Source organism: Billgrantia hypersalina (assembly GCF_052584175.1).
Genome location: NZ_JBMIQI010000011.1, coordinates 13,306 through 35,715, shown reverse-complemented (window position 1 = coordinate 35,715; position 22,410 = coordinate 13,306). Strand labels below are relative to the sequence as shown.

The window sequence follows — 22,410 nt, the reverse complement described above, 5'->3', positions numbered from 1 at the left end:
GGTCCGAGGGCGGTGCGTGATCCCGGCGCCCGAGACTGGCTCGAGAGCGCGGGAGATGATGGGTGACGCAGGTCCGCAAGCTCATACGAGTCAGCGCCCTGCACCTCCGCCCCAATCTACCTGGTAGACAGGGCGTATTCTTCGATGAACTCCGCGAGCAACTTGCGTTGCTCGGCATCCAGCGCCCTACCCTCCAGCAGGTCGGGGCGCCTCAGCCAGGTTCGCCCCAGCGACTGCTTGAGCCGCCAGCGCCGGATCTCACCGTGGTGACCGCTGAGCAGAACATCCGGCACCCGACGCCCGTCGATCTCTTCAGGGCGCGTATAGTGCGGGCAGTCCAGCAGCCCCTCGTTGAAGGAGTCCTCCACCGCGGAATCGTGGTGCCCCAACACCCCGGGTACCAGTCTTGCCGCGGCATCGATCAGCACCATGGCCGGTAGCTCACCGCCGCTGAGCACATAGTCGCCGATCGACCACTCTTCATCGATGTCGCTCTCCACGATGCGCTCATCGATGCCTTCGTAGCGTCCTGCCACCACCACCAGCGGGGGTCCGGACACCAGCTCGCGCACGCCCTGCTGGTCGAGCCGCCGCCCCTGGGGCGACAGGTAGATGACCCGGGGTTGCTGCCCCGTGGCCTCGCTGGCCCGCTCACGGGCGTCATGAATGGCCGCACGCAGGGTGTCGACCTTCATCAGCATGCCGGGGCCACCGCCATAAGGCCGGTCGTCCACGGTACGATGCCGGTCGGTGGCATAGTCGCGCGGATTCCAGAACTCCAGCGCCACGCGCCCTTGGCTGACCGCCCGCCCCGTGACGCCGTGCCGGGCAATGGCCTCGAACATTTCCGGGAACAGCGATACCACACCGACCCACATGCCCGGCCCGGCATCCGCCTCGACACTCAAAAGTCCGGGTCCCAATCGACGGACATGGTGCCACCCGCCAGGTCCACCTCGACGATCACCTCGTCGGGCAGGAAGGGCAGCAGCCGTTCGCGATCGTCGATGGCCGGCGGCACTCCCTCCGGGTCGCCCCTGACCACCAGCACGTCGTTGGCACCCGTCTCGAACAGGTAGGCGACACGACCCAACACCGCGCCCTCTCGGGTCACGACCGTAAGGCCTTCCAGCTGGTGCCAGTAAAATTCATCGCCGCCCAGCTCGGGCAACTCTGCCTTGGGCAGCAGGATCTCGGCGCCGGCGGCGCGCTCGGCAGCCTCGCGCGAGTCGATGCCCTCCAGCAGGGCTACCAGGCCCTTGCCGTGACGCCGCCCCTGAAGCAGGCGGTGGCGGCTCAGCGCATCACCCTGGCGCAGCACCCACTCGTCGTATTCGAGGATGCCGTCCATCGGGCTGGTATGGGAGTAGACCTTGAGCCATCCCTTGACGCCGTAGGGGCTGGTCAGCTTGCCCAGCACCACGTGGTCGTCGCGTTCGCTGCGTGCGGCCTGCTCACTCATGACGTTACCGCGGCAACGCAGGCTCAGGCCTGCTTGCGGGCTTCCTTGACCAGCTCGGCCACACGGTCGGACATCTGGGCACCCTGGTCCTGCCAGTGGGCAATGCGATCCAGGTCGACGCGCAGACGCTCTTCCTGACCGCGGGCGATGGGGTTGAAGAAGCCCAGACGCTCGATGAAGCGGCCGTCGCGGGAGTTGCGTGAATCGGTCACGGTCAGGTGGTAGAAGGGACGCTTCTTGGCGCCACCACGTGCCAGACGAATGGTAACCATGGCGTTAAATATCCTTCGGTTGAGGTTACGTTTAATACCGATGCGCCGGCCCCGGCGAACGGCCGGGGTTCTCGGCAACTGCCAGGAAAGCGGGTCCGTGGACCCGCTTTCGCGTCATTCGGTCACTTCTTTTACAAGCGTGCAGCCGGGCATAGCCACGGTCCTGCCATGAAGACGCAGCATTCTACGGAAATCAGCCCCGCTTTGAAACCCTTTTTCTCGGGCCTCGCCAGCACGGCTCTATCGCCAGGGGAAGCCGCCGGGACCACCCATGCCCCCCATGCCGCCGGGACCGCCAGGGCCACCAGGGCCGCCGCCGCCCATCATGCCGGACATGCCGCGCATCATCTTCTGCATGCCGCCCTTCTTGCCCGCCTTCTTCATCATCTTCTGCATCTGCTTGTGCTGCTTGAGCAGGCGATTGAGGTCGGGCACCTGCAGGCCGGCACCGGCGGCAATGCGCCGCTTGCGTGAACCGTTGATGATCTCGGGCTTGCGTCGCTCCTGGGGTGTCATCGAATTGATCAGTGCCTCGAGCTTGCCCAGCTCCTTCTCGGGACCGGGCCCTTGCGCCAGTTCCGCCATCTGACCCATGCCCGGCAGCTTGCCGAGCAGGCCGCCCATGCCGCCCATCTTCTTGAGCTGCTGGAGCTGGTCGCGAAAGTCCTCGAGGTCGAAGCCCTCGCCCTTCTTGACCTTCTTGGCGAGTTGCTCGGCCTTCTTCTTGTCGACCGTGCGCTCGGCCTCCTCGATCAGCGACAGCACGTCGCCCATGCCGAGGATGCGCGAGGCCACCCGATCCGGATGGAAGGGCTCAAGGGCGTCGACCTTCTCGCCCACGCCCATGAACTTGATCGGCTTGCCGGTGATGTGGCGCACCGACAGCGCGGCACCGCCACGGGCATCACCGTCGGCCTTGGTCAGAATGACGCCGGTCAACGGCAGCGCCTCGTGGAACGCCTTGGCCGTGTTGGCGGCATCCTGACCGGTCATGGCATCGACCACGAACAGGGTTTCCTGCGGCTGGCAGGCCCGATTCAGTTCGGCGATTTCGTCCATCATGGCTTCGTCGATGGCCAGACGGCCGGCGGTATCGACGATCACGACGTCATGGAACTGGATCTTGGCATGCTTGATCGCCGCCTCGGCGATGGCAACCGGCTTCTGGTCACTGCGTGAGGGGAAGAAATCCGCCCCCACCTCGCTTGCTAGCGTCTCGAGCTGATCGATGGCCGCCGGGCGATAGACGTCGGCGGAAACCACGAGCACCTTCTTCTTTTCGCGCTCCCTGAGATAGCGTGCCAGCTTGGCCACCGAGGTGGTCTTGCCCGCCCCCTGCAGGCCGGCCATGAGGATCACGGCAGGCGACCCCTTGAGCGAGAGGCCCACGTTGGCCTCGCCCATGGTTGCCTCGAGCTCCTGCTGGACGATCTTGACGAACTGCTGACCGGGCGAGAGGCTCTTCGACACCTCCTGCCCCACGGCACGCTCGCGGACCCGCTCGATGAAGTCCTTGACCACCGGCAGGGCAACATCGGCCTCGAGCAGTGCGCGGCGTACCTCACGCAGCGTGTCCTTGATGTTGTCCTCGGTCAGGCGCGCCTGGCCCTTGATGGACTTGAGCGTCTGGGAAAGCCGCTCGCTGAGGTTCTGGAACATACGCCACTCCGGCTGATGTCGGGCTGTCGGCTCGGGCCATGCCTCGAAACGCGTCGAGAAGCACCTGCGACGAAGCGTCACGCTTGCGACAGGATCACGGCAGGCCGGCGGGAAACAGCCCCGGTAAAGCGGTTGAAGAATCTGGCCGACATTATACGCCTTGCAGCGGACAGTCTCCATGCATGGCCCCCTCGCTACGGCTGTGCGGCGCAGCGAGGATTGGTTATAGTGGCCCCATCCAACGAGATGCACTGACGCCGGATACGGCGCACGGACGACACTGATGCAGGCGCTTCCTCTGGCCATCATGGCCTTTCTTCTCTACCTGGGTGCTGCCTCCTGGCAGGGGCTCACGCTGCTGCGGCGCGTTCCGCAGCGTCCGGCGCTGGTGCGCACCCTGGGCATGCTGGGCCTGCTGTTCCATCTTCCCGCAGCACTGCAGTTGATCGACCAGAGCCCAGGGCAGATGCCCGGCCTGTCGACCAGCGCCGCGGTACTGACCGCCATCATGATCGTCCTGCTGCTGGGCGTCAGCCTGGCCAAGCCGGTGCTCAACGTGGCGGTGGCACTGTTCCCCATCTCCGGTCTCGCCCTGCTGCTGGCGGTGGGCCTGCCGAGTCCGGAGCGAACCGGCGGCATGACGCCGGGCATCGCGCTGCATGCCATGAGCTCGGCACTGGCGTTCGGCGTGCTGTTCATCGCCGCCTGCCAGGCGGTGCTGCTGGGGCTGCAGAATCAGGCCCTGCGTCACCATCACATCCGCGGCATGGTGCAGGTGCTTCCCCCGCTGACCACCATGGAACGGGTGTTGTTCGAACTGATCTGGGCCGGCATGGTCCTGCTCACCTTGTCGATCGTCAGTGGCTTTCTATTCCTCGACAGCATGTTCGCCCAGCACCTAGCGCACAAGACCATCCTGTCACTGGCCGCCTGGGTGATCTTCGCCATCTTGTTGATCAGTCACCACGTGCTGGGCTGGCGTGGCATGCGCGCCGTGCGCTGGACGCTGGGCGGGTGCGCCGTGTTGCTGCTGGCCTACTTCGGCAGCAAGTTCGTGCTCGAGGTCATCCTCAACCGCAGCTGAGGGTGCTTCCCCTGAGGCGGAAGTCGCCTTGACACCGAAGGGCCGAATCCCTACAAACGGGGCTGACACGCCAACGAGGATCCAACGACCTTGAGCGACGACTTCCCATTGGGATTGCTGTTCGGCCTGCTTATCCTACTCATCTGCCTTTCCGCCTTCTTCTCGAGCTCCGAGACCGGCATGATGTCGATCAACCGCTATCGGCTGAACCACGAGGCCAACAGCGGGGACAATCGGGCTCGCCGGGTCCTGAGGCTGCTGGCGCGCCCGGACCGGCTCATCGGCGTGATCCTGATCGGCAACAACCTGGTGAACAACCTGGCGGCGGCCATCGCGACCGTGCTCGCCATTCACTTCTTCGGCGAAGTTACCGGTCCCGCGGTCGCTCCTCTGATCCTGACCATCGTGATCCTCATCTTCGCCGAGGTCAGTCCCAAGACGTATGCCGCGATCAAGCCCGAGCGTGTCGCCTACCCCTCTTCGCTGGTGCTGGAGCCGCTGCTCAAGCTGCTCTACCCGTTCGTGTGGCTGGTCAATGCGATCTCCAACGGCCTGCTCCGACTACTGGGCATCAAGAGCCTCGAGGGCGGGGGAGACAACCTGACCCGTGACGAACTGCGCACCGTGGTGCACGAGGCGGGCACGCTGATTCCCCATCGCCACCAGGCGATGCTGCTGTCGATACTCGATCTGGAAAACGTCACGGTCAACGACATCATGGTGCCGCGTCACGAGGTGGTAGGCATCGACCTGGACGACGACCTCGAGGCCATTCTGACCCAGATCCGCACCAGTCAGCACACCCGATTGCCGGTGTACAAGGGCGACATCAACAACATCATCGGCATGCTGCATCTGCGTAATGCGGCGCGCTTCCTGTCACGCGACGAAGTCACCAAGGCGTCGATCGTGCAGGAGGCCCGCGAGCCTTATTTCATTCCCGAGTCGACGCCGCTGCATACCCAGCTGCTCAACTTCCAGAAGCAGAAGCGGCGTATCGGTATCGTGGTGGACGAATATGGCGACGTGGAGGGGCTGGTCACGCTGGAGGACATTCTCGAGGAGATCGTCGGCGAGTTCACGACCGACGTGGCCGGCCAGGACCAGGAGATTCATCGGCAGGACGACGGCAGTCATGTGATCGATGGCACCGCCAACATTCGCGACGTCAATCGCGCCTTGGGCTGGAAGTTGCCCACCGACGGCCCCAAGACCTTGAACGGCCTGATCCTCGAGCATCTGGAGGCCTTTCCCGACGGTCCCACCTGCCTGCAGATCGGCAGCATTCGCATGGAAATTCTCGAGGTCCGCGACAACCTCATCACTTCGGCTCGCTGCTGGCAGGCGATACGCGGCCGCCAGCGTCAACCTTGATCAATGCCTGGGCAAAGCCGCCTTGCGTGGACAGGCCCAGCTGTCGCCTTCAGCCTTGAGTGCGCGTACGTGCGCCTCCAGGCGGTCACGGCGAGCGAGCCTGGGCGGAATCGGCTTGCCGAAATAGAGCGCCACCCGAGCGCGCAGGCGCCGCGGCCGCTTGGATAGCGCCGGACCGCCGCAGTGCGAGGTCCAGGAGCCCCACAGCCCGGCCAGGCCGGCAGGAATCACCGGCACCGGATCGCGCGCCAGGATCGTCTCCAGACCGCGTCGGAAGGCATGCACCTCGCCGTCAGGCGTCAAGCGCCCCTCGGGAAAGAGCATGACCACTTCGCCGCTGCGCAGTGCGCGACTGACTTCCTCCAGCGCACGGCGCACGCTGCCGGGATCACGCCGGTCGGACTCCACCGGAATCGCCCCCACCAGGCGGAACAGCCAGTTGAGCCAAGGCGATTCGTAGATCGGCCGATCCATCAAAAAGCGCAGCGGACGCGGGCTCGCTCCACCCATGACCAGCGCATCCATGAAGCTGACATGGTTGCACACCACCACCGCGGCACCCTTGGTCGGGATATGCTCGAGACCGCGCAGACGCAAGCGATAGCAGCCATGCACCAGCAGGAAAATAAGGAAACGAATGAAGGGCCGCGGTGAGCGAACCAAACGCCAGCCTCCCAGCAGCAAGAGGAAGCCGAGCAGCGCATACAGAACGAGCTTCACGCGATATCGGACCGATGCCTGAGGCCGGCAAGAATGGTGGAGAGCAATTGGTCGAGCAGCTCCGGGACCTCGAGCTGCTGGCCCTGCCAGTAGCCCAGGCGCTCGTTGAGCCCCAGCTGTACCAGACCATGTACGCTACCCCACAGGGTACGTCCGAGGCGCCTGGCTTCGAGGTCGCCAAGCGCCGGCTGGTACTCCTTGAGGCCGTTCTCGACGCGCAGGAACAACGCCTCGATCATGTCGGTCTGCCGCTGGTCGAGCTCACCTTCCTGTGCCAGCGGATAGTCGAACAACAACTGCCAGCGAAAAGGCTCGCGCTGGGCGAACTGCCAGTAGGCCAACGCCAGCGCCCGCATCTGCTCTTCGGGTTCGACCCCCTGGGTCAGGGGCTCGATGACCATGCGCAAGCGCGCCAGCGTCTCGATATTCACGTGTTGCAGCAAGTTGCCGAAGCTTCCATAGAGCTTGAGCAGGGTGCTCGGCGCGCAGCCCACCTCGCGGGCCAGTGCACGCAGCGAGAGCGCATGCACGGGATTGCCCTGCAGCCAGTCATCGCATGCGGCCATGACCTGGGCATGGAGCGCTTCGGGCGCATGCTGTCGGGGACGAGCCATCGGGTTCCTCGCAGAACGTAACGCATCACAGGGCGGAATGGTTTGCCCGGTGGTTTAGGATAGCGCACATCGAACACTGTTTTCGACCATTCCAGGCCAAGCCTTTTCAGTCTTCTTCGACTTGGCTACCCTGACGCCACCCCAATATGCGGAGACTCCATGGCCGGCCGCCTCTATATCCCCCCGCTCGAGATGGCTCGACTGCTGCCCGAGCTGCGCCAAGCGGCACCCTTGCTGACCGCCGCCAACCTGGCGCCGAGACGCCCGGTCTCTCACATACGCATGGAAGCCGGCACGGCCTGCCTGAGCCAGGTGTTCTGGGGATTGACGCCCTCGTGGCTGACCGTGCTCGACCACGCGCCCCACTGCGCCCGGGCGGAGTCTCTCGATGAACGGCCGATGTTCCGTGACGCCTTCGCCTCGCGACGCAGCCTGATACCGGCCGGGGGCGTTTTCCTGTGGAAGCCGCAGCCGCGCTTCAAGCAACCGTTCCTGGTCACCCGGGTCGACCGCGGTCCGATGCTGCTCGCGGGGATATGGTGTCGCTACCACACGACCCTGACCGAGCACGCCGATTCGATGGCGCTGGTGACAGTGCCGACCAATGCTTTTCTGGCCCCGCTCGGCGACAGGCTACCGGCACTGATCGACGCCGCCGATGCCATGCGCTGGCTCGACCCGAGCACGCCGGTGGAAACCGCGCGAGCGCTGTTGCGCCCTGCCCCGCGGGAACTGTTGGGTGCCTTTCCGGTATCTAGAAGGGTGAACAACCCTGCCAACCAGGATCCCGCCTGCGCCCACCCGACGGGCCCCATGCTGCGCTGGAACGAACAGGAGACATAATGCCCAAGCCCCGCCTGCCCCTGCCTTGCCGAATTTCCCAAACTTCGCTGCCATGGCTTGCGAGTCTTTTACTGGCCGGTTGCATGCTGCCCGGGCTCGCCCAGGCGCAGCCGTCCGATGCCGCCCACGAGGAAGCAATCGACGAGGTGGTGAAGCCTCATGTCAGTCCCCACGACAGCCGTGACTATCGGGTGCTATTGCTTGAAAACGGACTCACGGCGTTGCTGGTCAGCGATCCCGAGGCCGACCAGGCAGCGGTATCGATGAATGTCGGCGTGGGTAGCGCACAGGACCCGGACGACCTGCAAGGGCTTGCCCACTTCCTCGAACACATGCTCTTCCTGGGCACCGAACCCTATCCCGAAGCCGATGCCTACCAGGACTACCTGCAGCGACACGGTGGCAGCCACAACGCCTTCACCGCGCCGCAGGATACCAACTACTTCTTCGACATCGAGCCCGAGGCGCTGCCCGGCGCACTGGACCGCTTCAGCCAGTTCTTTCTCTCGCCGCTGTTCAACCCCGAGAAGCTCGAAAGCGAGCGCAACATCGTGCATTCCGAATACATGGCACGAATACGCGACGACGGTCGGCGCGAAAACGACGTCCTCAACCAGGTGCTCAACGATGCCAACCCCACCACCCACTTCTCGGTAGGCAGCCGCGAGACGCTGGCCGACCGACCGGATGACGAGCCCTCCCTGCGCCAGCGGGTCATCGAATTCTACGAGCGCTACTACGATGCCAACGTGATGCATCTGGCGCTGGTCGCACCACAGCCGCTCGATGAATTGGAAACCCTGGTGACCGAGCGTTTCGCCAACATCGCCGACCGCGACCTGGAACGCCCCGTGATCGAGGAGCCTCTGGTCGAGGAGGAGAACCTGCCACGCTACGTGGAGCTGCAGTCGATACGCGACAGTCGCCATGTGAGCTTCATGTTCCCGGTATCGGATCCGCTGCGCCACTATCGCCACAAACCCGCCGACTTCCTCGCCCACCTGTTGGGGCACGAAGGCGAAGGCAGCCTGTTCGCGGTACTGCGCGAGGCCGGGCTGGCCGACGGGCTTTCCGCCGGCGTGGGACGTGGCGACGAGCGTCACGCCCTCTTCTCGGTCAGGGTCAGCCTGACACCGGCCGGGGCCGAACGCATCGACGAGATCCAGGCCACATTGTTCGCCGCCATCGAGCAGATTCGCGAGAGCGGCCTGGAGGAGTGGCGCTACGCCGAACAGGCCCAGCTTGCCGAGCAGCAGTTCCGCTTCCAGCAGCACGGATCGTCGCTGCAGAGCGCCATGCGCCTGGCCATGAACCTGGCCCGCTTCCCGGTGGAGGATGTGCAGTATGCCGCTTACCGCATGGATGGCTTCGAGCCTGAATTGACCCAGCGGTATCTCGATGCACTGCGCCCCGAGTCGCTGCTGCGCGTCTACAGCGGCCCCGAGGTCGAGGGTGAACGGAATTCGCCCTGGTTCGACACGCCCTGGCGCGACGTCGAGCCGGCAGCGGACGCCGCACAACCGCTGGCGGGTCTTGCCCAACCCGACCCCAATCCTTTCATCGCCGAGGACGTGACGCTACTCGACATCCAGGACGAGCGCCCCAGGCAGCTGCTGGAAGAGGAGGGCTTCGGCCTCTGGCACATGGCGGACACCAGCTTCAATACGCCCAAGGTGGAGTGGCGCTTCAGCCTGCAGCACCCCGACGCCAGTAGCGACCCACGCCACGCCGTACTGGCCGACCTGCTCGCCGGCTGGCTCGACGATAGCCTCAACGAGGAATTTTATTCGGCTCGCCTGGCGGGGCATGACGTCGATGCCTATGCCCATGCCCGCGGCATCACGCTCGCCTTTTCGGGCTGGCGCGATCGCCAGGACCGGGTCATGCGCCGCACCCTAGAGCAGCTTCTCGAAGGCGAAATCGACGAGGCAAGCTTCGAGCGGGTGCGCTACCGCCACCAGCGCGAATGGCGCAACGCTCCCCAGGCGGCGCTGTTCCGCCAGGGGCACCGCACCCTGGCCGAGGCACTGATTCGCCCGCATTGGCCACCCCAGCGCCTGCTGGAAGCCAGCCGCGAAATGACAGTGGAAGACCTGCGTGAGTTCCGCGAGACGTTCCTTGGCGAACTGCGCCTGCAGGCGCTGGCCATCGGCAACCTGGATGCCGAACTGGCCCGCCGTGAAGGACGGCTCGTGGCCGAGATGCTCGCCCCCACGCAACCGCAGGAGGCGATTCCCGACCTGGTACCGCTGCGTGTCGATGACGACCTGCCGACGCTGCACCCCCATACGACCCGGGAAGAGTCGCTGGTGCTGCGCTACTTGCAGGGTAGCGATCGCTCACTCGACACCCAGGCACGCCTTTCGGTGCTGGGGCAGGTCATCGACACACCCTTCTATCAGCGCCTGCGTACCGAAGAACAGCTGGGCTACGTGGTCAATGCGGGCTATTCACCGCTGCTCGACGCCCCGGGGCTGAGCCTGCTCGTGCAGTCTCCCGACACCCCGAGCGGTGAGATCCAGGACCATATCGATGCCTTCCTCGAGGCGTTCAGCCAGCGCCTGGCTGCGATGGAGGACGACGACCTGGCCCCCTACCGTCAGGCCGTGCGGGATAACCTGCTGCAACGCGATACCAGCCTGTCGGAGCGGACCAATCGACTGTGGCGCGCCCTGTCCTTCGGCGATACCGATTTCGACCGCCGCGAGCGTCTGGCACGGCGCGTGCTGGAGGTCACTGCCGACGATCTGCGCGAAACCTGGCCCGAGCTGCTCGAGGCTGCCAACGCCACCGTTGCCTACGACCCTGGCGACGAACCCAGCGACGTGGCCACCCTGACCCGTCATCTGGAGCCAATACCCGAAGCCGACGACTGAGCCACACCGGCCCCCAACGACAGCACCCGGCCAAAGGCCGGGTGCTGTCGCATCGAGCTTGGAACACTTGAGAAGCCCTTTAATCGAAAGCCTGGGCCGGCATCATCGCTTCCACGTGCATGACGAGCTCCTCGAGAATCAGGCGGTCGCGGTCACTAAGCGACACTTGGTTGAGTCTTTCGATTTCACGCGCAAAATCCTTCAACGTGAAGCCGGCCACGGCCGCATCGTTCATGCGTTCCCAGCGGTAGGCCTCCCAGCGCGCCTGCTCCTCGCTGCTGAGGGTGTCGGGGTAGTTGCGTGCCCGATAGCGAAACAGCATCTCCTCCAGGCGGGCATCCTGAAAGGCGAAGCGCGCATCGACCAGATCCCAGGCCGGGGTTTCGCGCACCCGCTGCATCTGCTGCCGGTCGGCAGGCGAGAAGAAGCCGCCGCTATAGAGCATCAGGTCCGGGTCGTGGGGGCCCTCGGGAGGCGGCTGGGCAAAGACCTCCCTCACCTTCTGCGCCACCTCCGGGCTTGCCATCAGCTGTCTCCAGTTGGCCCGGCAGGCGGTCAGGTCGAGCCCAAGGCGCTCGACGATCTCACCGTACTCCCCCTGCCGCGGACCCTCGGCATCCTTGAGCGCCGCGGCAGGCAGGATCACCGGGCTGCGATTGATATGAATGACCTTTAGCGGAATCCGCTCCGCCCCTTCCGCCAGGTCGTCACTGCTGACGAAGACGCGCTGGCGGATCTGCTCGGCATCCATTTCGATCAGGTCCTGGGGCGCGACGGAAAGGTCGTAGACGATGACCCCGTTGGGATTGGTGGGATGCTCGGCCAACGGCATGACCAGCGCGCTGCAGCCACGGCTGGCCGGGTAGCGGCGCGACACGTGGAGCACCGGCTTGCGTCCGGCAATATCGAGCCGCCTGGCCACCTCGTGCTTGCTACGCAGCGCAAGCAGGTGGTCGAAGAGTCGCGCATTTTGCTCTCTGAGCAGCCGGGCCAGCGCGATGGTGGCGCGCACGTCGGCAACGGCGTCGTGAGCGCCCTCATGGGCGATGCCGTTGGCTGCCGTCAGGTCCTCCAGCCGGAAACTGGGGGAGCCATCCTCACGGCGCGGCCATTCGATGCCGGCAGGACGCAGGGCGTGAAAGGTTCGCACGGCATCGATCAGGTCCCAGCGCGAGTTGCCGTTCTGCCATTCGCGGGAGTAGGGATCGAGCAGGTTGCGGTAGAACAGGCAGCGGCTGACTTCGTCGTCGAAGCGCAGGCTGTTGTAGCCCAGCGCACAGGTCCCCGGCTCGCTCATCAGCGCATGGATGCGCCCGGCGAACTCGGTTTCGGGCACGCCACGGCGACGCGCCTGTTGCGGTGTGATACCGGTAATCAGGCAAGCCTGGGGATGCGGCAGGTAATCATCCGCCGGCTTGCAGAAAAGTTCGATCGGCTCGCCAATCTCGTTGAAATCGGTGTCGGTGCGTATCGCGGCAAACTGCGAAGGCCGGTCGCGCCGGGGATCGGCGCCGAAAGTTTCGTAGTCGTGCCACAGAAATGTCATCGGGGCGGCATTGGGCTTCGCCATGGGCGCGGTGTCTCCTGACGGCGTCCTGAGCGGCACAGACTAACATAGCACCGCCACCGACTCAGCCGGGAACACGGCGCTGGGGCCGTGCGAGCCTGGACCAAGGCGTCCGAGGCCTTCCCGATCGACGACGCGTCTGCCGCTTCTCAACTTCTCGGCAGGGTGACGTTGAGCTCGAGCACTGAACAATTGTCCTCGCTGTCCAGGCTGATGTTGATGGCGTCGTCATCCACCTGCACGTAGCGTCGGATCACTTCCAGCAGCTCCTTCTCCAGCATCGGCATGTAGTCGGGCTGGCCGCGCTGGCTGCGCTGGTGCGCCACGATGATCTGCAGCCGCTCCTTGGCTACCGAGGCGGATTTCTTGCGCTCGCGCTTCAGGAATTCCAGTAACTTCACCGGCGACCTCCTCCGAACATGCGGCTCAGCAAGCTCTTCTTCTGGAGCTCATGAAAACGCAGGGGGACTTCCTCGCCCAGCAGGCGCGACACGGTGTCCATGTAGGCCTGCCCCGCATCGCTATCGTCATCGTGGGTCACGGGTACGCCCTGGTTGGAGGCACGCAGCACCGCTTCCGACTCGGGAATCAGGCCGATCAGGTCGATGGCCAGGATCTCGCGGATGTCTTCGAGATTGAGCATGTCGCCATGATCGACCCGCGCTGGATTGTAGCGGGTGATCAGCAGGTGCTCCTTGACCGGATCCTCACCGCGCTCGGCACGCCGCGTCTTGGAGGCAAGCAGGCCCAGGATGCGGTCGGAGTCGCGTACCGACGAGACTTCAGGGTTGGTGACCACGATCGCCTCGTCGGCGTAGTACATGGCCAGCTGCGCACCTCGCTCGATGCCTGCAGGGGAGTCGCACAGGATGTAATCGAAGTCCTTGCCCAGGGTCTCGAGGATCTTCTCGACCCCTTCGGGCGTGAGGGCATCCTTGTCGCGGGTCTGCGAGGCCGGCAGGATGTGCAGGTTGTCGACCCGCTTGTCACGGATCAGCGCCTGGTTGAGACCGGCTTCGCCCTGTATCACGTTGACCAGGTCGTAGACCACGCGACGCTCGCAACCCATGATCAGGTCCAGGTTGCGCAGCCCCACGTCGAAATCGATCACGACGGTCTTGTTGCCTCGCAGCGCCAGCCCGGTGGCGATGGCCGCTGCACTGGTCGTCTTGCCGACCCCACCCTTGCCTGAGGTCACTACGATGATCTTGGCCAAGTTGCACGTTCCTTTGGATAGCGATTGAATGACAAAAGGTGCCGCGGTCGTTGCTAACCCAGCGCAGTAATGCCCAGCTGGGCATCGCGAAGCACGACCTGCACCGAGGCGCCTAGCAGATGCGGGTCGATATCCTCGAGACGCTTGTAGGTTCCCGCCACCGAGAGCAGCTCGGCATGCAGCTCCCGACAGAAGATTCCCACTTCCGTGTCGCCGTGGATACCGGCCAGGGCGCGTCCACGCAGGGCGCCATAGACATGAATGCTGCCTGCCGCCAGCACCTCGGCCCCGGCGTTGACGGCACCGACGACCACCAGGTCCCCCCCGGGGGCGCTCACCTGCTGCCCCGAACGTATCGTGCCGCGATAGATGCGGCCGCCGCTGCCCGCTTCGAGCTGGCTGGCCTCTGGCGCGACGGTCTCGACCGGGGTTTCGATAGGGGGCACCTCCTCGAGCGAGCGGGCGCGCGAGGCGTCGGAAGGGGGGAACCAGCCAAGCCCCAGCGCCCAAGCCGACTGTTTGACAGGATCGGCACCACCGCGAACCGCGACGGGCAGCAGCTTGTGAGACCGGCAAACGGCACAGATCCGCTCCAGGGCCAGATGGGGCTCGTCGAGCTTCTCGACGCTGAGGACCACGGGCGTGTGCTGGAAGAAGGCGGGGGATTGGCTAAGCTTGCCCGAAAGCTGTTCCCGGATCTGCTCCGGATCGGCGCTCGCCAATTCCATGACCGTCATGGGCAGCATGCCCCCCTTGAAGGTGAATGCCATGTCTGCCCTGTCCAATTTGAGGCTCATTGCCGGACTCCACTCGGGTGTTGTCGGGTCGTGGGACTAAGCTAAGCGACTCCCATCCCCCCTGCAACTGATGATACGGCCAGCCAGTACGTCGGCCATTGTCGCCGTTTAGCCACACATTCCTGTCGCAACAGACTTTTCCATAGCCGCGGCGCGTGCTTAGATATCATACATTAGACGAAAGACGCTGCCCCGACAGCTACAAGAACAACGGCTGATGCAGCAGCCTGCCGTGTCGCTTATTTCAGGATGTCTCATGCCCGGATTCCTTCGCCGCCTCTTTGCCCCCCGCTGGCAACACCCCGACGCCCGGGTTCGGTGTCAGGCCGTGGCCAGGCTCGACCCGGCTCGGCCCGAGCAGCGCGAGGCGCTGGAAGCCCTGTGTCTCGACGCGGATGCCACCGTCCGTGGGACGGCACTGGACCGAATCGACTCGGTGGATATCCTGCTCGCCCTGTCGAGCCGTCAGCCGGAGCTGCCCGAAGTGCGTCGTCGGCTGACCACCCTGCTTACCGGACAGGCCGGCAACCTGGATCTGGCCCAGCGCCTGTCCATCGTCGAGGGGCTCGACGACAGGGGCCTGCTGTCGCGCGTGGCGCTCGAGGGTGACAACCAGCAGCTGCGCCTGGCTGCCGTGGCGCGGCTGACCTCGGAAGAGGATCTGATCGAGCAGGCTTGCGATAACGGCATTGCCGCCGTCCGCCATGCCGCTGCGGCACGGGTGACCAGCGAAGCCGGTCTGCAGCGCATGGTCCAACAGGCACGTCGCGACCGTCATGTCATGCGCCAGGCGCGCGAGCGCCTGAATCGGCTGCGTACCGATGCCGCCACCCAGGCGGCGGCTCGAGAACAGCGGGCGGCCCTGCTGCAAAAACTGGAAGCGCATGCCCGCGCCCCCTGGGAGCCGCTCTATGCCGGCCGTTTCCGGCACCTGCTGCGCGAGTGGGAGGCTCTCGGCGACCTGCCCGACGCAGAGCAGGAGCGTCGCTTCCAGGATGCCAGCCTGCGCTGTCGCAAGGTCATCTCGGATCACGAGGCCCATGAGCACGCCGTCGCCGAATCGGACCGTCGCCGCGAACAAGCCGCCGAAGCCCGGGAGGCACTACTCGAGACGCTGGAGGAGAGCCTGGCCAGCCTGCCCCGCGGCGATCGCCTGACCGGGCAGGACATTGCCAGCTTGCGCTCGCAGAAGGTGCTCCTGGCCAACCGCTGGCAAGCGCTCTCCGACCTGCACGTTACCGACGAGGCGCTGCGTGAGCGCTACGACACCGTGCTGGCGGACTATGACCGGGTGCTGCAAACCTGGGAACGCCTCGAAGCACACAGCGACGAGATCGAACAGGCCCTCAGGGAACAGGACATCGCGCGATTGTCAGCCACCATCGAAGCCTGCCGGTGGCCGGACGAGCTGCCGCCATCCCCCCTGCTGGCCCGAGCGCAACGGATGCTGGCAGGCCAGGCACAGGCGACATCCGACGATATCGAAGAGCGTCTGGCGCGATTCTCGCAGGATCTCGAGCAGCTGGAGCAATTGCTCGATCGTGGCGCCTTCAAGGGCGCCAGCCGCCTTCACCAGAGCCTGCGCCACCGGGCCGACGCTCTGCCGGCATCCCGTTTGCGCCCACACCAGGCGACACTCAAGCGCCTCGGCGCCAGACTGGCCGAACTTCGCGACTGGCGCGGCTTCGTTGCCGGTCCCAAGCGAGAACAACTGTGTCAGGCCATCGAGCAGCTCGCCGACGACACCACTCTCTCCGATGCCGAGCTCGACCGCCGCCATCGCCAGTTGGTGCGTGATTGGAAGGGCCTGGGCGATGCCGCCGCCAGCCGCGAGCTCTCCGAGCGCTTCCGCAGCGCCTCCGACCGCATCCATGAGCGGCTGACCCCATGGCATGAGCGGCAGGCCCAGGAGCGGGCACGCAACCTTGAGGCACGCATCGCCCTGTGCGAGCAGCTCGAGGCCCTGCTCGACGCCCCCGCCAACGACGCCGACCCCGATGCCTTGCGGCGCATCCGCGATCAGGCACGTGAGGAGTGGCGCCGTCACTCTCCCGTGCCACGTGACCAAGCTCAGGCCATTGGCCGTCGCTTTGGCCGCATCCGCTTCGCCCTGCAGGGCCTGATCGACCAGCGCGCCAAGGAGGTGGCCGACGCCAAGCGCAGCCTGATCGACGACGCCTGCGAGCTGGCCGATAGCCCCATGCCCCCAGAGGTGCGCGCCGAGAAAGCCAAATTGCTGCAGCAGCGCTGGCGGGAGCTCGGCCGCGCACCGCGTGGGGAAGAGCAGACCCTGTGGCGTGAGTTCCGGGCGGCCTGCGATCGTATTTTCGCCATGCGCGAGGCCCAGCGTGACGACCGGGTACAGCAGTTGCGCCAGCGCCTCGACGAAATGCAGGCGCTCATCGATCGCCTGGATGCGTGGCAACCGGCCCACCCGGCCGATAGCCACGTCCTGGAACAGGCCATCGAACGAGCCGCCGCCCTGGAACCGCTGCCTTCGGGACGCCGTACCGAAGGCATGCGGCGGCGCTGGAGCGGCATCGTACGCGCCCGCCGCGAGCGTCTGGCGCGCTTGGCGGTGGTGGATGAGATCCAGCGCTGGAAGTCATGCCGCCCCCTGCTCGATGCCCACCTGGCGGCAGATGCCGAATGTCTCGAGGGGCTCGCCTGCAGAAACGTTTCACTCGATCCCGGGCTCGATCTGGCCGAGGACATGCGCAACGCCCATGAACAGCGCAACGCCGCGCGGCAGAACCCACCGCCTCCCGAGGAAGTCCGCGAGCAGCTGGCGCGCCTGCGCGTTCATCTCTCGCTGCTGGCCATGGGGCGAATCAGCCAGCATGACGAGCCGTTGCGGCTGGCCATTCAGGTCGAGCGGCTCAACGAAGGCCTCGGCCGCGAATTGAGCCGTGCCGACGAGGTCCGCATGGTGCTGCGTAACCTGTTGGCCACCGGACCGGTCTCGCCCGAGCAGTGGGAGCGGGAAGTGGGCGAGTTCGACTCGCTGCTCACCCGCCTCACGCGCCTGCCGCCCCCTTGACGTGCGCCGGAGCACGAAAACGGGAGGCCCGGAGGCCTCCCGCAAGTGACTCGAACAGCACCACTCACCCCATGAATTGACCACCATTGATATCGATGTTGGCGCCGGTAATGAAGCCCGATTCCCTGTCGGCCAGGAAAACCACCAGCCTTGCTATCTCTTCAGGCGTGCCGTAGCGCTTCACCGGGATGGTTTCACGTATGGCTTCGCGTACGTTCTCGGGAATCTTCATGATCATGTCGGTGGCAATGTAGCCGGGCGAGACGGTGTTGACCGTGATGCCCTTGGTGGCGGTCTCCTGGGCCAGTGCCATGGTCAGGCCATGCATGCCGGCCTTGGCAGCCGAGTAGTTGACCTGGCCGAACTGGCCCTTGCGGCCGTTGATCGACGAAATATTGATGATGCGCCCGTACTTATTCTCGAGCATGCCCTCGATAACGCTGCGACAGGTGTTGAATACACTGTTGAGGTTGGTGTCGATCACCTGGTGCCACTGATCGGGCGACATCTTCTTCATCGTGCCGTCACGGGTGATCCCGGCGCAGTTGACCAGCACGCTGATCGGCCCGTGAGCCGCCTCGATCTCCTTGACGCCGGCTTCACACGCCTGGTAGTCGGTCAGATCGATACCCGACAGCGTGATATTGTCGAATCCGTCGGCTTTCTGTGTCTCTAGCCAGGTCTTGGCCTTTTCCGGATTGTGGTAGCCTGCCACCACGTGGTAGCCCGCTTTCGCCAGTGCACGACAGATCGCCGAACCGATGCCGCCGGTGCCCCCGGTGACCCATGCTACGGATGCTGTTTGAGTCATATTCCACCTCCCTGATCATGACGCTTGTTTTCTCGATGCTTGACCTAACGCGGCAGGCCAGCCATAACAGGATGCTGGCTGAAGGCATTGCCTTCAAGCTCCCCCCATTGATTATGGACGCATGCGCCGCGCTTGCACGAACAACGTCGCTCACCTTGACACAGCGCAGAAAAAGCGTAGAATACGCCACACGTTGATGCGGGGTGGAGCAGTCTGGTAGCTCGTCGGGCTCATAACCCGAAGGTCGTCGGTTCAAATCCGGCCCCCGCTACCAAATATGAAAACCGAGGCCATGAAGCCTCGGTTTTTTATTGCCCGCTCCATGAAGAACCGACGACCGTCGGTTTCGCGCTTCGTTTCAACGTCAGCGGCTCCGTCACTCGTTCACACCGCAACGCTCCGCCTCACAGTATCGCCAGGTTCCGCGAGGCCAGGGCTATGCTGCGATCGTCCCCGCTGGTGCCACGGCAGAAATCCTCCCGGTAGAAGCGGCGCACCAGGTCACGCCGCCGCAGCCGTCCCTGGCGCAGGTCATCGAGCCAGTGGCTGAGCTGGCCTGCCACCTGCGCACCGTCGTGCGCCACCAGCCTCTCGGCGGCGCCATCGCTCATCAGGGCGATGCCGGTCAGGTCTGTAACCGGTACGCTGCCATACTGCACCTGTTCGAAGGCCAGGCGTTCGTCGACAAAGACCGTATGATTGGCAAACTCTCCCCTGCCACGCTCGCCTAGCGTCGAAAGGTGCGGCACGAGTTCCACCTCACCGTCTTCCTGCGACTCGCCGGGCACCGCCCGCTCCAGCACGATCTCGCCATCGCCGACCTTGAGCCACACTAGCCTCTCGCGGCCGACCAGAGTCAGCAACAGCGTGCAACGCAGGTCGCGAACCGGCCGGCACTGCTCGGCAGCGCGATCCATCAGGCAGCCCCGGGCATGGCGCGTCAAAAGTTCGACGAACTGGCCAAGCGTCTCGAGCCCCGGCTCGTCGCGTCCGTCAAGCAGCCACGAAAGCTGTGTTTCCAGGGTGTTGGCCAGGCGCAGCATGGCGGAAACCAAAGTGCGCGCCCCCAGATCGGAGGCCGGCGAGCTTCCTGCCCCATCGGCCAAGACGAGTGCAGGCCGCAAGCCGGCTACGGCATCGGTGGCGTCCTGGCAGGAGATGGGCGGCGTGTTCTCGATATGAGCCAGCCCGGCAGTGGCAACCGCCAGGGTCGACCAGGTGGCTGTCGATGCACTCTCGAGCCGACTCTGCTCAGCGGGCATGCAGCACCTGCGATCGCTGCGGTCGGCCTGGCGTCGCCAGCCGCACGGCATGCTCGCCGGCCGCCATCGCCTCGCGATAGTCACTCAATGCAGCATGCCACTGCGGCAGAGTGGCACGTTGAACGGGGGCGTCGGCTCCGATCGTGAAGGTGGTCACGAACATGTCGCGAAGGGTATCGGGCAGCTCGCTCCAGAGTTCGTACCACACCCCCTGCGGCACGTCACGCTGCCCGCGACCGTAGGCGAAATTGCCTCGCCTGAGGTTGCGCACCGGGTCGTCGCCGCCGACGATGTCATACGGGTGACGCCCCAGCATCAGGCATTTGAACAGCACGATCGCCAGCGAGAAGGCCTCGCTGCGTGGCGAACGCACGATGTGGCGGAACGAGACGCCCTGATGCTCCTTGGGCGTCATGTCCGGACTGCCCACGGGGCAAGGGTAGAAGGTACCGTCGACCCGCAGCTGATAGCTGTCGCAGTCGATCAGCGTCACCTGCTCGGACGACGGTACGCAGAAGACGTTGTTGAGGTTGTAATCGCCGATGCAGACCCCGGCCTCGTGCAACTGCTGGACGATTTCGACGAAGCGGATCAGGTAGCCGACGATGCGGCGACGATCCAGGCCGGGGAAATAGCGCTGGTAAAGCAGGGCATGAGCGAGGAAGCTCATCTTCACGCCGCGCGCCCGGTACATGGCGAAGCCGATCCAGCGCTGCTGCTCGTCGAAGACGCGGATCAGGGGCCAGCAGACATCGCGGGTCATGTGGGCGTCGCGCAGGCCACGCATGGCTTCGACCTTGCGGTGCAACTCCTCGCCGCGCTTGTCGAGCACCTCGGGGTAGTACCACTTGACGATCACGTCGGGACGGTCGCGCAGGGCGAATATCTCCCCCTCGCCCCCCCGTTCGAGACGCTTGCCGAGCCGGCGGACCTTGCCCTGTGCATCCGTCACCACCAATGCGCGTGCAACCACTCGGCCTCCTTCGACGCCACGCATTCGTCTAAATGCTGTCCCAGCTGTCGGTCGGCGGTAGCTTGACCTGATCGGTGGTCGAAGATGATGCCGAAACGCGACTCATGCTGGCCGACAGCCAGAGGAAGAACTCACGGAATTTCAAGCCATCGAGGCGCTTGGCGGGCCGGGTGGAAAAGGCACCGAGCGCCTCGAGGTCGGCCTCCTCGACGCCCACCGGCATCACCACCAGTTTACGCTGCTGGGCCAGGGCCCGCGCTCTCGCCGAGGCTGCCTGCCACTGGTCGGTCGGCACGCCGTCGCTGATCACGACGAGCCAAGGCTGGTAGTAGGCTACCCCCGCCTTGCGGTACGCCGCGGTGCGCTCCTCCAGGCGATCCAGCGCCAGTTCCATGGCACTGCCCAGTGGTGTCAGGCCGGAGGCGGTGAACTGGCGACACTGGGATATGTGCATGGCCGTCGTGAAGGGAAGCTGTTCGGTCACCTTGCCGCCTGCGGTGATGACGCCGAGCTCGACCGAACAGGCGGCCATGTCGTCCTCCTGGATGGCCGAAATGAAGGCCTGGACGCCGGCGTTGAGTTCACGAATCGGCGGGCCGAACATCGACGCGGAGGTATCCAGCACCAGCATGCACGCGCAACGAGGTGAAGGGTTGTCGATCAGGTCGCTATCGCCGTTCAGTCGGTACGTTGCCATCCCACGAATCCTCATGTCTGGGCGCCCAGCCTCGATACGGCCAGACGAACACGAGACTACCACAGCCCCGAGCCGGATGCCGCGCCCGCTGACCAACGCGGCACAGCCCCCTTGAATCCCACCGCCATTACCCGCATCTTTCGATCAAACTCACCTTTTGTGCAAGGCCAAATCCCATGTCCATCGTCGACCCTCGCAGCGGTGCTCCCCTGACGGCGCCTCAGGATTCCTCCTCACCATCGCCGGACGCCTCGCCCGGCGACGAACAGCTGATCATCGATGTCGGTCGCGACAACATTCAGCAGCTGCTGGAGTTCTCCATGCAGGTGCCGGTACTGCTCGATTGCTGGGCGCCCTGGTGCCAGCCCTGCAAGGCGCTGATGCCCATTCTCGAAAAGCTGACCCGGGAGTATCGCGGCGCCTTCATCCTGGCCAAGCTCAACATCGAGGAGAACCAGGAGATTGCCGCCCAGCTTGGCGTGCGTTCGGTGCCGGACGTCAAGCTGGTCAGTCAGGGCGGACTGGTGGATCACTTCCAGGGCGCGCTGCCGGAGAAGGAGATCCGCGAGTGGCTTTCACGCTACTTTCCCGCCCCCGAAGATGCTCCGGCGAGCCCCGAGGAGCAGGCCGCCGAAGCCCTGGCCCAGGGTGACGCTGCCACCGCCCGCGCCATCTATGAACAGCTCGTACAGGAAAACCCGGAACATTACGCCTATCAGGTTGAGCTGGCGCGGGCACTGGTGGCGGAAGGGCGCAGTCAGGAGGCCCTCGCCCTGCTCGACAACCTGCCGCCCGAAGAGCGCGATTCGGCCCCGGCTCGCGGCGTGCGTGCCAGCATCGAATTCCGCAAGGAGGCGCCTTCCGACGAGGAGCTGGCCGCCCTGGCCGGGCGCGACGACAGCGAAGCGAGATACAAGCGTGCCCTGCGCCAGGTTGCCGATGGCGACTACGAGGCCGGGCTCGAGGGGCTCCTTGACGTGATGCGCAAGGATCGCGGCTATGAGGACGACGCAGCGCGCAAGACGCTGCTACGGGTCTTCGACGCCCTGGGCGCCGACCACCCCCTGACCGTGACCTACCGCCGCAAGCTGTTTACCCTGCTTTATTGAGCAACGAAGGGCGACCCAGCCTGGGCCGCCCTCT

At 65.1% G+C, this 22,410-nt stretch carries 20 protein-coding genes and 1 tRNA gene; 7 read left to right on the top strand and 14 right to left on the bottom strand.

The window, feature by feature from the left end:
• Nucleotides 1-116: 116 nt before the first annotated feature.
• From trmD to ffh, 4 genes are all read right to left on the bottom strand, one after another.
• Nucleotides 117-878 carry a tRNA (guanosine(37)-N1)-methyltransferase TrmD gene (trmD, locus tag ACOJCM_RS07195; RefSeq protein WP_445212058.1) on the bottom strand — a complete coding sequence of 254 codons (762 nt, stop codon included), beginning with the start codon at nucleotides 876-878 and terminating at the stop codon, nucleotides 117-119.
• Nucleotides 879-904: 26 nt separating this feature from the next.
• On the bottom strand, nucleotides 905-1,462 hold the full coding sequence (gene rimM, locus ACOJCM_RS07190; RefSeq protein WP_445211387.1) for a ribosome maturation factor RimM: 558 nt from the start codon (nucleotides 1,460-1,462) through the stop codon (nucleotides 905-907).
• Nucleotides 1,463-1,485: 23 nt separating this feature from the next.
• A complete protein-coding gene (gene rpsP / locus ACOJCM_RS07185; RefSeq protein ID WP_104204845.1) occupies nucleotides 1,486-1,734 on the bottom strand; it encodes a 30S ribosomal protein S16 in 249 nt (82 codons plus the stop codon).
• A 240-nt stretch (nucleotides 1,735-1,974) separates the two neighbouring features.
• Complete coding sequence (ffh, locus tag ACOJCM_RS07180) at nucleotides 1,975-3,393, bottom strand: signal recognition particle protein (RefSeq protein ID WP_445211386.1); 1,419 nt, start codon at nucleotides 3,391-3,393, stop codon at nucleotides 1,975-1,977.
• A 283-nt stretch (nucleotides 3,394-3,676) separates the two neighbouring features.
• Between ffh and ACOJCM_RS07175 the strand changes: the two genes are divergently transcribed.
• Complete coding sequence (locus ACOJCM_RS07175; RefSeq protein ID WP_445211385.1) at nucleotides 3,677-4,477, top strand: cytochrome C assembly family protein; 801 nt, start codon at nucleotides 3,677-3,679, stop codon at nucleotides 4,475-4,477.
• A 90-nt stretch (nucleotides 4,478-4,567) separates the two neighbouring features.
• A complete protein-coding gene (locus ACOJCM_RS07170) occupies nucleotides 4,568-5,851 on the top strand; it encodes an HlyC/CorC family transporter (RefSeq protein ID WP_445211384.1) in 1,284 nt (427 codons plus the stop codon).
• Here ACOJCM_RS07170 and ACOJCM_RS07165 read toward each other — a convergent pair whose 3' ends face one another.
• Both ACOJCM_RS07165 and ACOJCM_RS07160 read right to left on the bottom strand, forming a co-directional pair.
• Nucleotides 5,852-6,571, bottom strand: a complete 720-nt coding sequence (locus tag ACOJCM_RS07165) for a 1-acyl-sn-glycerol-3-phosphate acyltransferase (protein ID WP_445211383.1) — start codon at nucleotides 6,569-6,571, stop codon at nucleotides 5,852-5,854. It lies immediately after the preceding gene.
• Nucleotides 6,568-7,185: a TetR/AcrR family transcriptional regulator gene (locus tag ACOJCM_RS07160; RefSeq protein ID WP_445211382.1), complete on the bottom strand. Its 618-nt coding sequence runs from the start codon at nucleotides 7,183-7,185 to the stop codon at nucleotides 6,568-6,570. The genes ACOJCM_RS07165 and ACOJCM_RS07160 overlap by 4 nt, the downstream gene beginning before the upstream one ends.
• Before the next feature lie 159 nt (nucleotides 7,186-7,344).
• On the opposite strand from ACOJCM_RS07160, the gene ACOJCM_RS07155 reads away from it, so the two are divergent.
• On the top strand, nucleotides 7,345-8,028 hold the full coding sequence (locus tag ACOJCM_RS07155; protein ID WP_445211381.1) for an SOS response-associated peptidase: 684 nt from the start codon (nucleotides 7,345-7,347) through the stop codon (nucleotides 8,026-8,028).
• Nucleotides 8,028-10,904, top strand: coding sequence for an insulinase family protein (locus ACOJCM_RS07150; protein ID WP_445211380.1), 2,877 nt, complete (start codon nucleotides 8,028-8,030; stop codon nucleotides 10,902-10,904). Before ACOJCM_RS07155 ends, ACOJCM_RS07150 begins: the two co-directional genes overlap by 1 nt.
• A 79-nt stretch (nucleotides 10,905-10,983) precedes the next feature.
• Here the strand turns inward: ACOJCM_RS07150 and sbcB are convergent, their stop codons facing one another.
• The 4 genes from sbcB to minC form a co-directional block, all read right to left on the bottom strand.
• A complete protein-coding gene (gene sbcB, locus ACOJCM_RS07145) occupies nucleotides 10,984-12,474 on the bottom strand; it encodes an exodeoxyribonuclease I (protein WP_445211379.1) in 1,491 nt (496 codons plus the stop codon).
• A 146-nt stretch (nucleotides 12,475-12,620) separates the two neighbouring features.
• Nucleotides 12,621-12,872 (bottom strand): cell division topological specificity factor MinE, encoded by a 252-nt coding sequence (gene minE / locus ACOJCM_RS07140; RefSeq protein WP_104205310.1) that lies wholly within the window; start codon nucleotides 12,870-12,872, stop codon nucleotides 12,621-12,623.
• Nucleotides 12,869-13,687 (bottom strand): septum site-determining protein MinD, encoded by an 819-nt coding sequence (minD, locus tag ACOJCM_RS07135; RefSeq protein ID WP_445211378.1) that lies wholly within the window; start codon nucleotides 13,685-13,687, stop codon nucleotides 12,869-12,871. Before minD ends, minE begins: the two co-directional genes overlap by 4 nt.
• 53 nt (nucleotides 13,688-13,740) lie before the next feature.
• Entirely contained in the window at nucleotides 13,741-14,484 is a 744-nt protein-coding gene (gene minC / locus ACOJCM_RS07130; RefSeq protein WP_445211377.1) for a septum site-determining protein MinC, read from the bottom strand.
• 256 nt (nucleotides 14,485-14,740) lie between these two features.
• On the opposite strand from minC, the gene ACOJCM_RS07125 reads away from it, so the two are divergent.
• Complete coding sequence (locus tag ACOJCM_RS07125; protein WP_445211376.1) at nucleotides 14,741-17,524, top strand: DUF349 domain-containing protein; 2,784 nt, start codon at nucleotides 14,741-14,743, stop codon at nucleotides 17,522-17,524.
• A gap of 64 nt (nucleotides 17,525-17,588) precedes the next feature.
• Here the strand turns inward: ACOJCM_RS07125 and phbB are convergent, their stop codons facing one another.
• Nucleotides 17,589-18,335 carry an acetoacetyl-CoA reductase gene (phbB, locus tag ACOJCM_RS07120; RefSeq protein WP_445211375.1) on the bottom strand — a complete coding sequence of 249 codons (747 nt, stop codon included), beginning with the start codon at nucleotides 18,333-18,335 and terminating at the stop codon, nucleotides 17,589-17,591.
• Between the two features lie 197 nt (nucleotides 18,336-18,532).
• On the opposite strand from phbB, the gene ACOJCM_RS07115 reads away from it, so the two are divergent.
• A tRNA-Met gene (locus ACOJCM_RS07115) sits at nucleotides 18,533-18,609 on the top strand.
• Nucleotides 18,610-18,739: 130 nt separating this feature from the next.
• Here the strand turns inward: ACOJCM_RS07115 and ACOJCM_RS07110 are convergent.
• The 3 genes from ACOJCM_RS07110 to ACOJCM_RS07100 are packed head-to-tail and all read right to left on the bottom strand — an operon-like array spanning nucleotide 18,740 to nucleotide 21,267.
• Nucleotides 18,740-19,597, bottom strand: a complete 858-nt coding sequence (locus ACOJCM_RS07110; protein ID WP_445211374.1) for a protein phosphatase 2C domain-containing protein — start codon at nucleotides 19,595-19,597, stop codon at nucleotides 18,740-18,742.
• Entirely contained in the window at nucleotides 19,587-20,570 is a 984-nt protein-coding gene (locus tag ACOJCM_RS07105; RefSeq protein ID WP_445211373.1) for a kinase, read from the bottom strand. The genes ACOJCM_RS07110 and ACOJCM_RS07105 overlap by 11 nt, the downstream gene beginning before the upstream one ends.
• Before the next feature lie 28 nt (nucleotides 20,571-20,598).
• A complete protein-coding gene (locus tag ACOJCM_RS07100) occupies nucleotides 20,599-21,267 on the bottom strand; it encodes a vWA domain-containing protein (RefSeq protein WP_445211372.1) in 669 nt (222 codons plus the stop codon).
• Between the two features lie 176 nt (nucleotides 21,268-21,443).
• Here ACOJCM_RS07100 and ACOJCM_RS07095 point away from each other — a divergent pair, with 176 nt between their 5' ends.
• On the top strand, nucleotides 21,444-22,376 hold the full coding sequence (locus ACOJCM_RS07095) for a tetratricopeptide repeat protein (RefSeq protein ID WP_445211371.1): 933 nt from the start codon (nucleotides 21,444-21,446) through the stop codon (nucleotides 22,374-22,376).
• Nucleotides 22,377-22,410: the final 34 nt, after the last annotated feature.

Excerpts from the sequence above, each read along its gene's own strand:
- trmD (WP_445212058.1), bottom strand. The coding sequence starts at position 878 with ATGTGGGTCGGTGTGGTATCGCTGTTCCCGGAAATGTTCGAGGCCATT.
- rimM (WP_445211387.1), bottom strand. The coding sequence starts at position 1,462 with ATGAGTGAGCAGGCCGCACGCAGCGAACGCGACGACCACGTGGTGCTG.
- rpsP (WP_104204845.1), bottom strand. The coding sequence starts at position 1,734 with ATGGTTACCATTCGTCTGGCACGTGGTGGCGCCAAGAAGCGTCCCTTC.
- ffh (WP_445211386.1), bottom strand. The coding sequence starts at position 3,393 with ATGTTCCAGAACCTCAGCGAGCGGCTTTCCCAGACGCTCAAGTCCATC.
- ACOJCM_RS07175 (WP_445211385.1), top strand. The coding sequence starts at position 3,677 with ATGCAGGCGCTTCCTCTGGCCATCATGGCCTTTCTTCTCTACCTGGGT.
- ACOJCM_RS07160 (WP_445211382.1), bottom strand. The coding sequence starts at position 7,185 with ATGGCTCGTCCCCGACAGCATGCGCCCGAAGCGCTCCATGCCCAGGTC.
- ACOJCM_RS07155 (WP_445211381.1), top strand. The coding sequence starts at position 7,345 with ATGGCCGGCCGCCTCTATATCCCCCCGCTCGAGATGGCTCGACTGCTG.
- ACOJCM_RS07150 (WP_445211380.1), top strand. The coding sequence starts at position 8,028 with ATGCCCAAGCCCCGCCTGCCCCTGCCTTGCCGAATTTCCCAAACTTCG.
- sbcB (WP_445211379.1), bottom strand. The coding sequence starts at position 12,474 with ATGGCGAAGCCCAATGCCGCCCCGATGACATTTCTGTGGCACGACTAC.
- minC (WP_445211377.1), bottom strand. The coding sequence starts at position 14,484 with ATGAGCCTCAAATTGGACAGGGCAGACATGGCATTCACCTTCAAGGGG.
- ACOJCM_RS07125 (WP_445211376.1), top strand. The coding sequence starts at position 14,741 with ATGCCCGGATTCCTTCGCCGCCTCTTTGCCCCCCGCTGGCAACACCCC.
- phbB (WP_445211375.1), bottom strand. The coding sequence starts at position 18,335 with ATGACTCAAACAGCATCCGTAGCATGGGTCACCGGGGGCACCGGCGGC.
- ACOJCM_RS07110 (WP_445211374.1), bottom strand. The coding sequence starts at position 19,597 with ATGCCCGCTGAGCAGAGTCGGCTCGAGAGTGCATCGACAGCCACCTGG.
- ACOJCM_RS07100 (WP_445211372.1), bottom strand. The coding sequence starts at position 21,267 with ATGGCAACGTACCGACTGAACGGCGATAGCGACCTGATCGACAACCCT.
- ACOJCM_RS07095 (WP_445211371.1), top strand. The coding sequence starts at position 21,444 with ATGTCCATCGTCGACCCTCGCAGCGGTGCTCCCCTGACGGCGCCTCAG.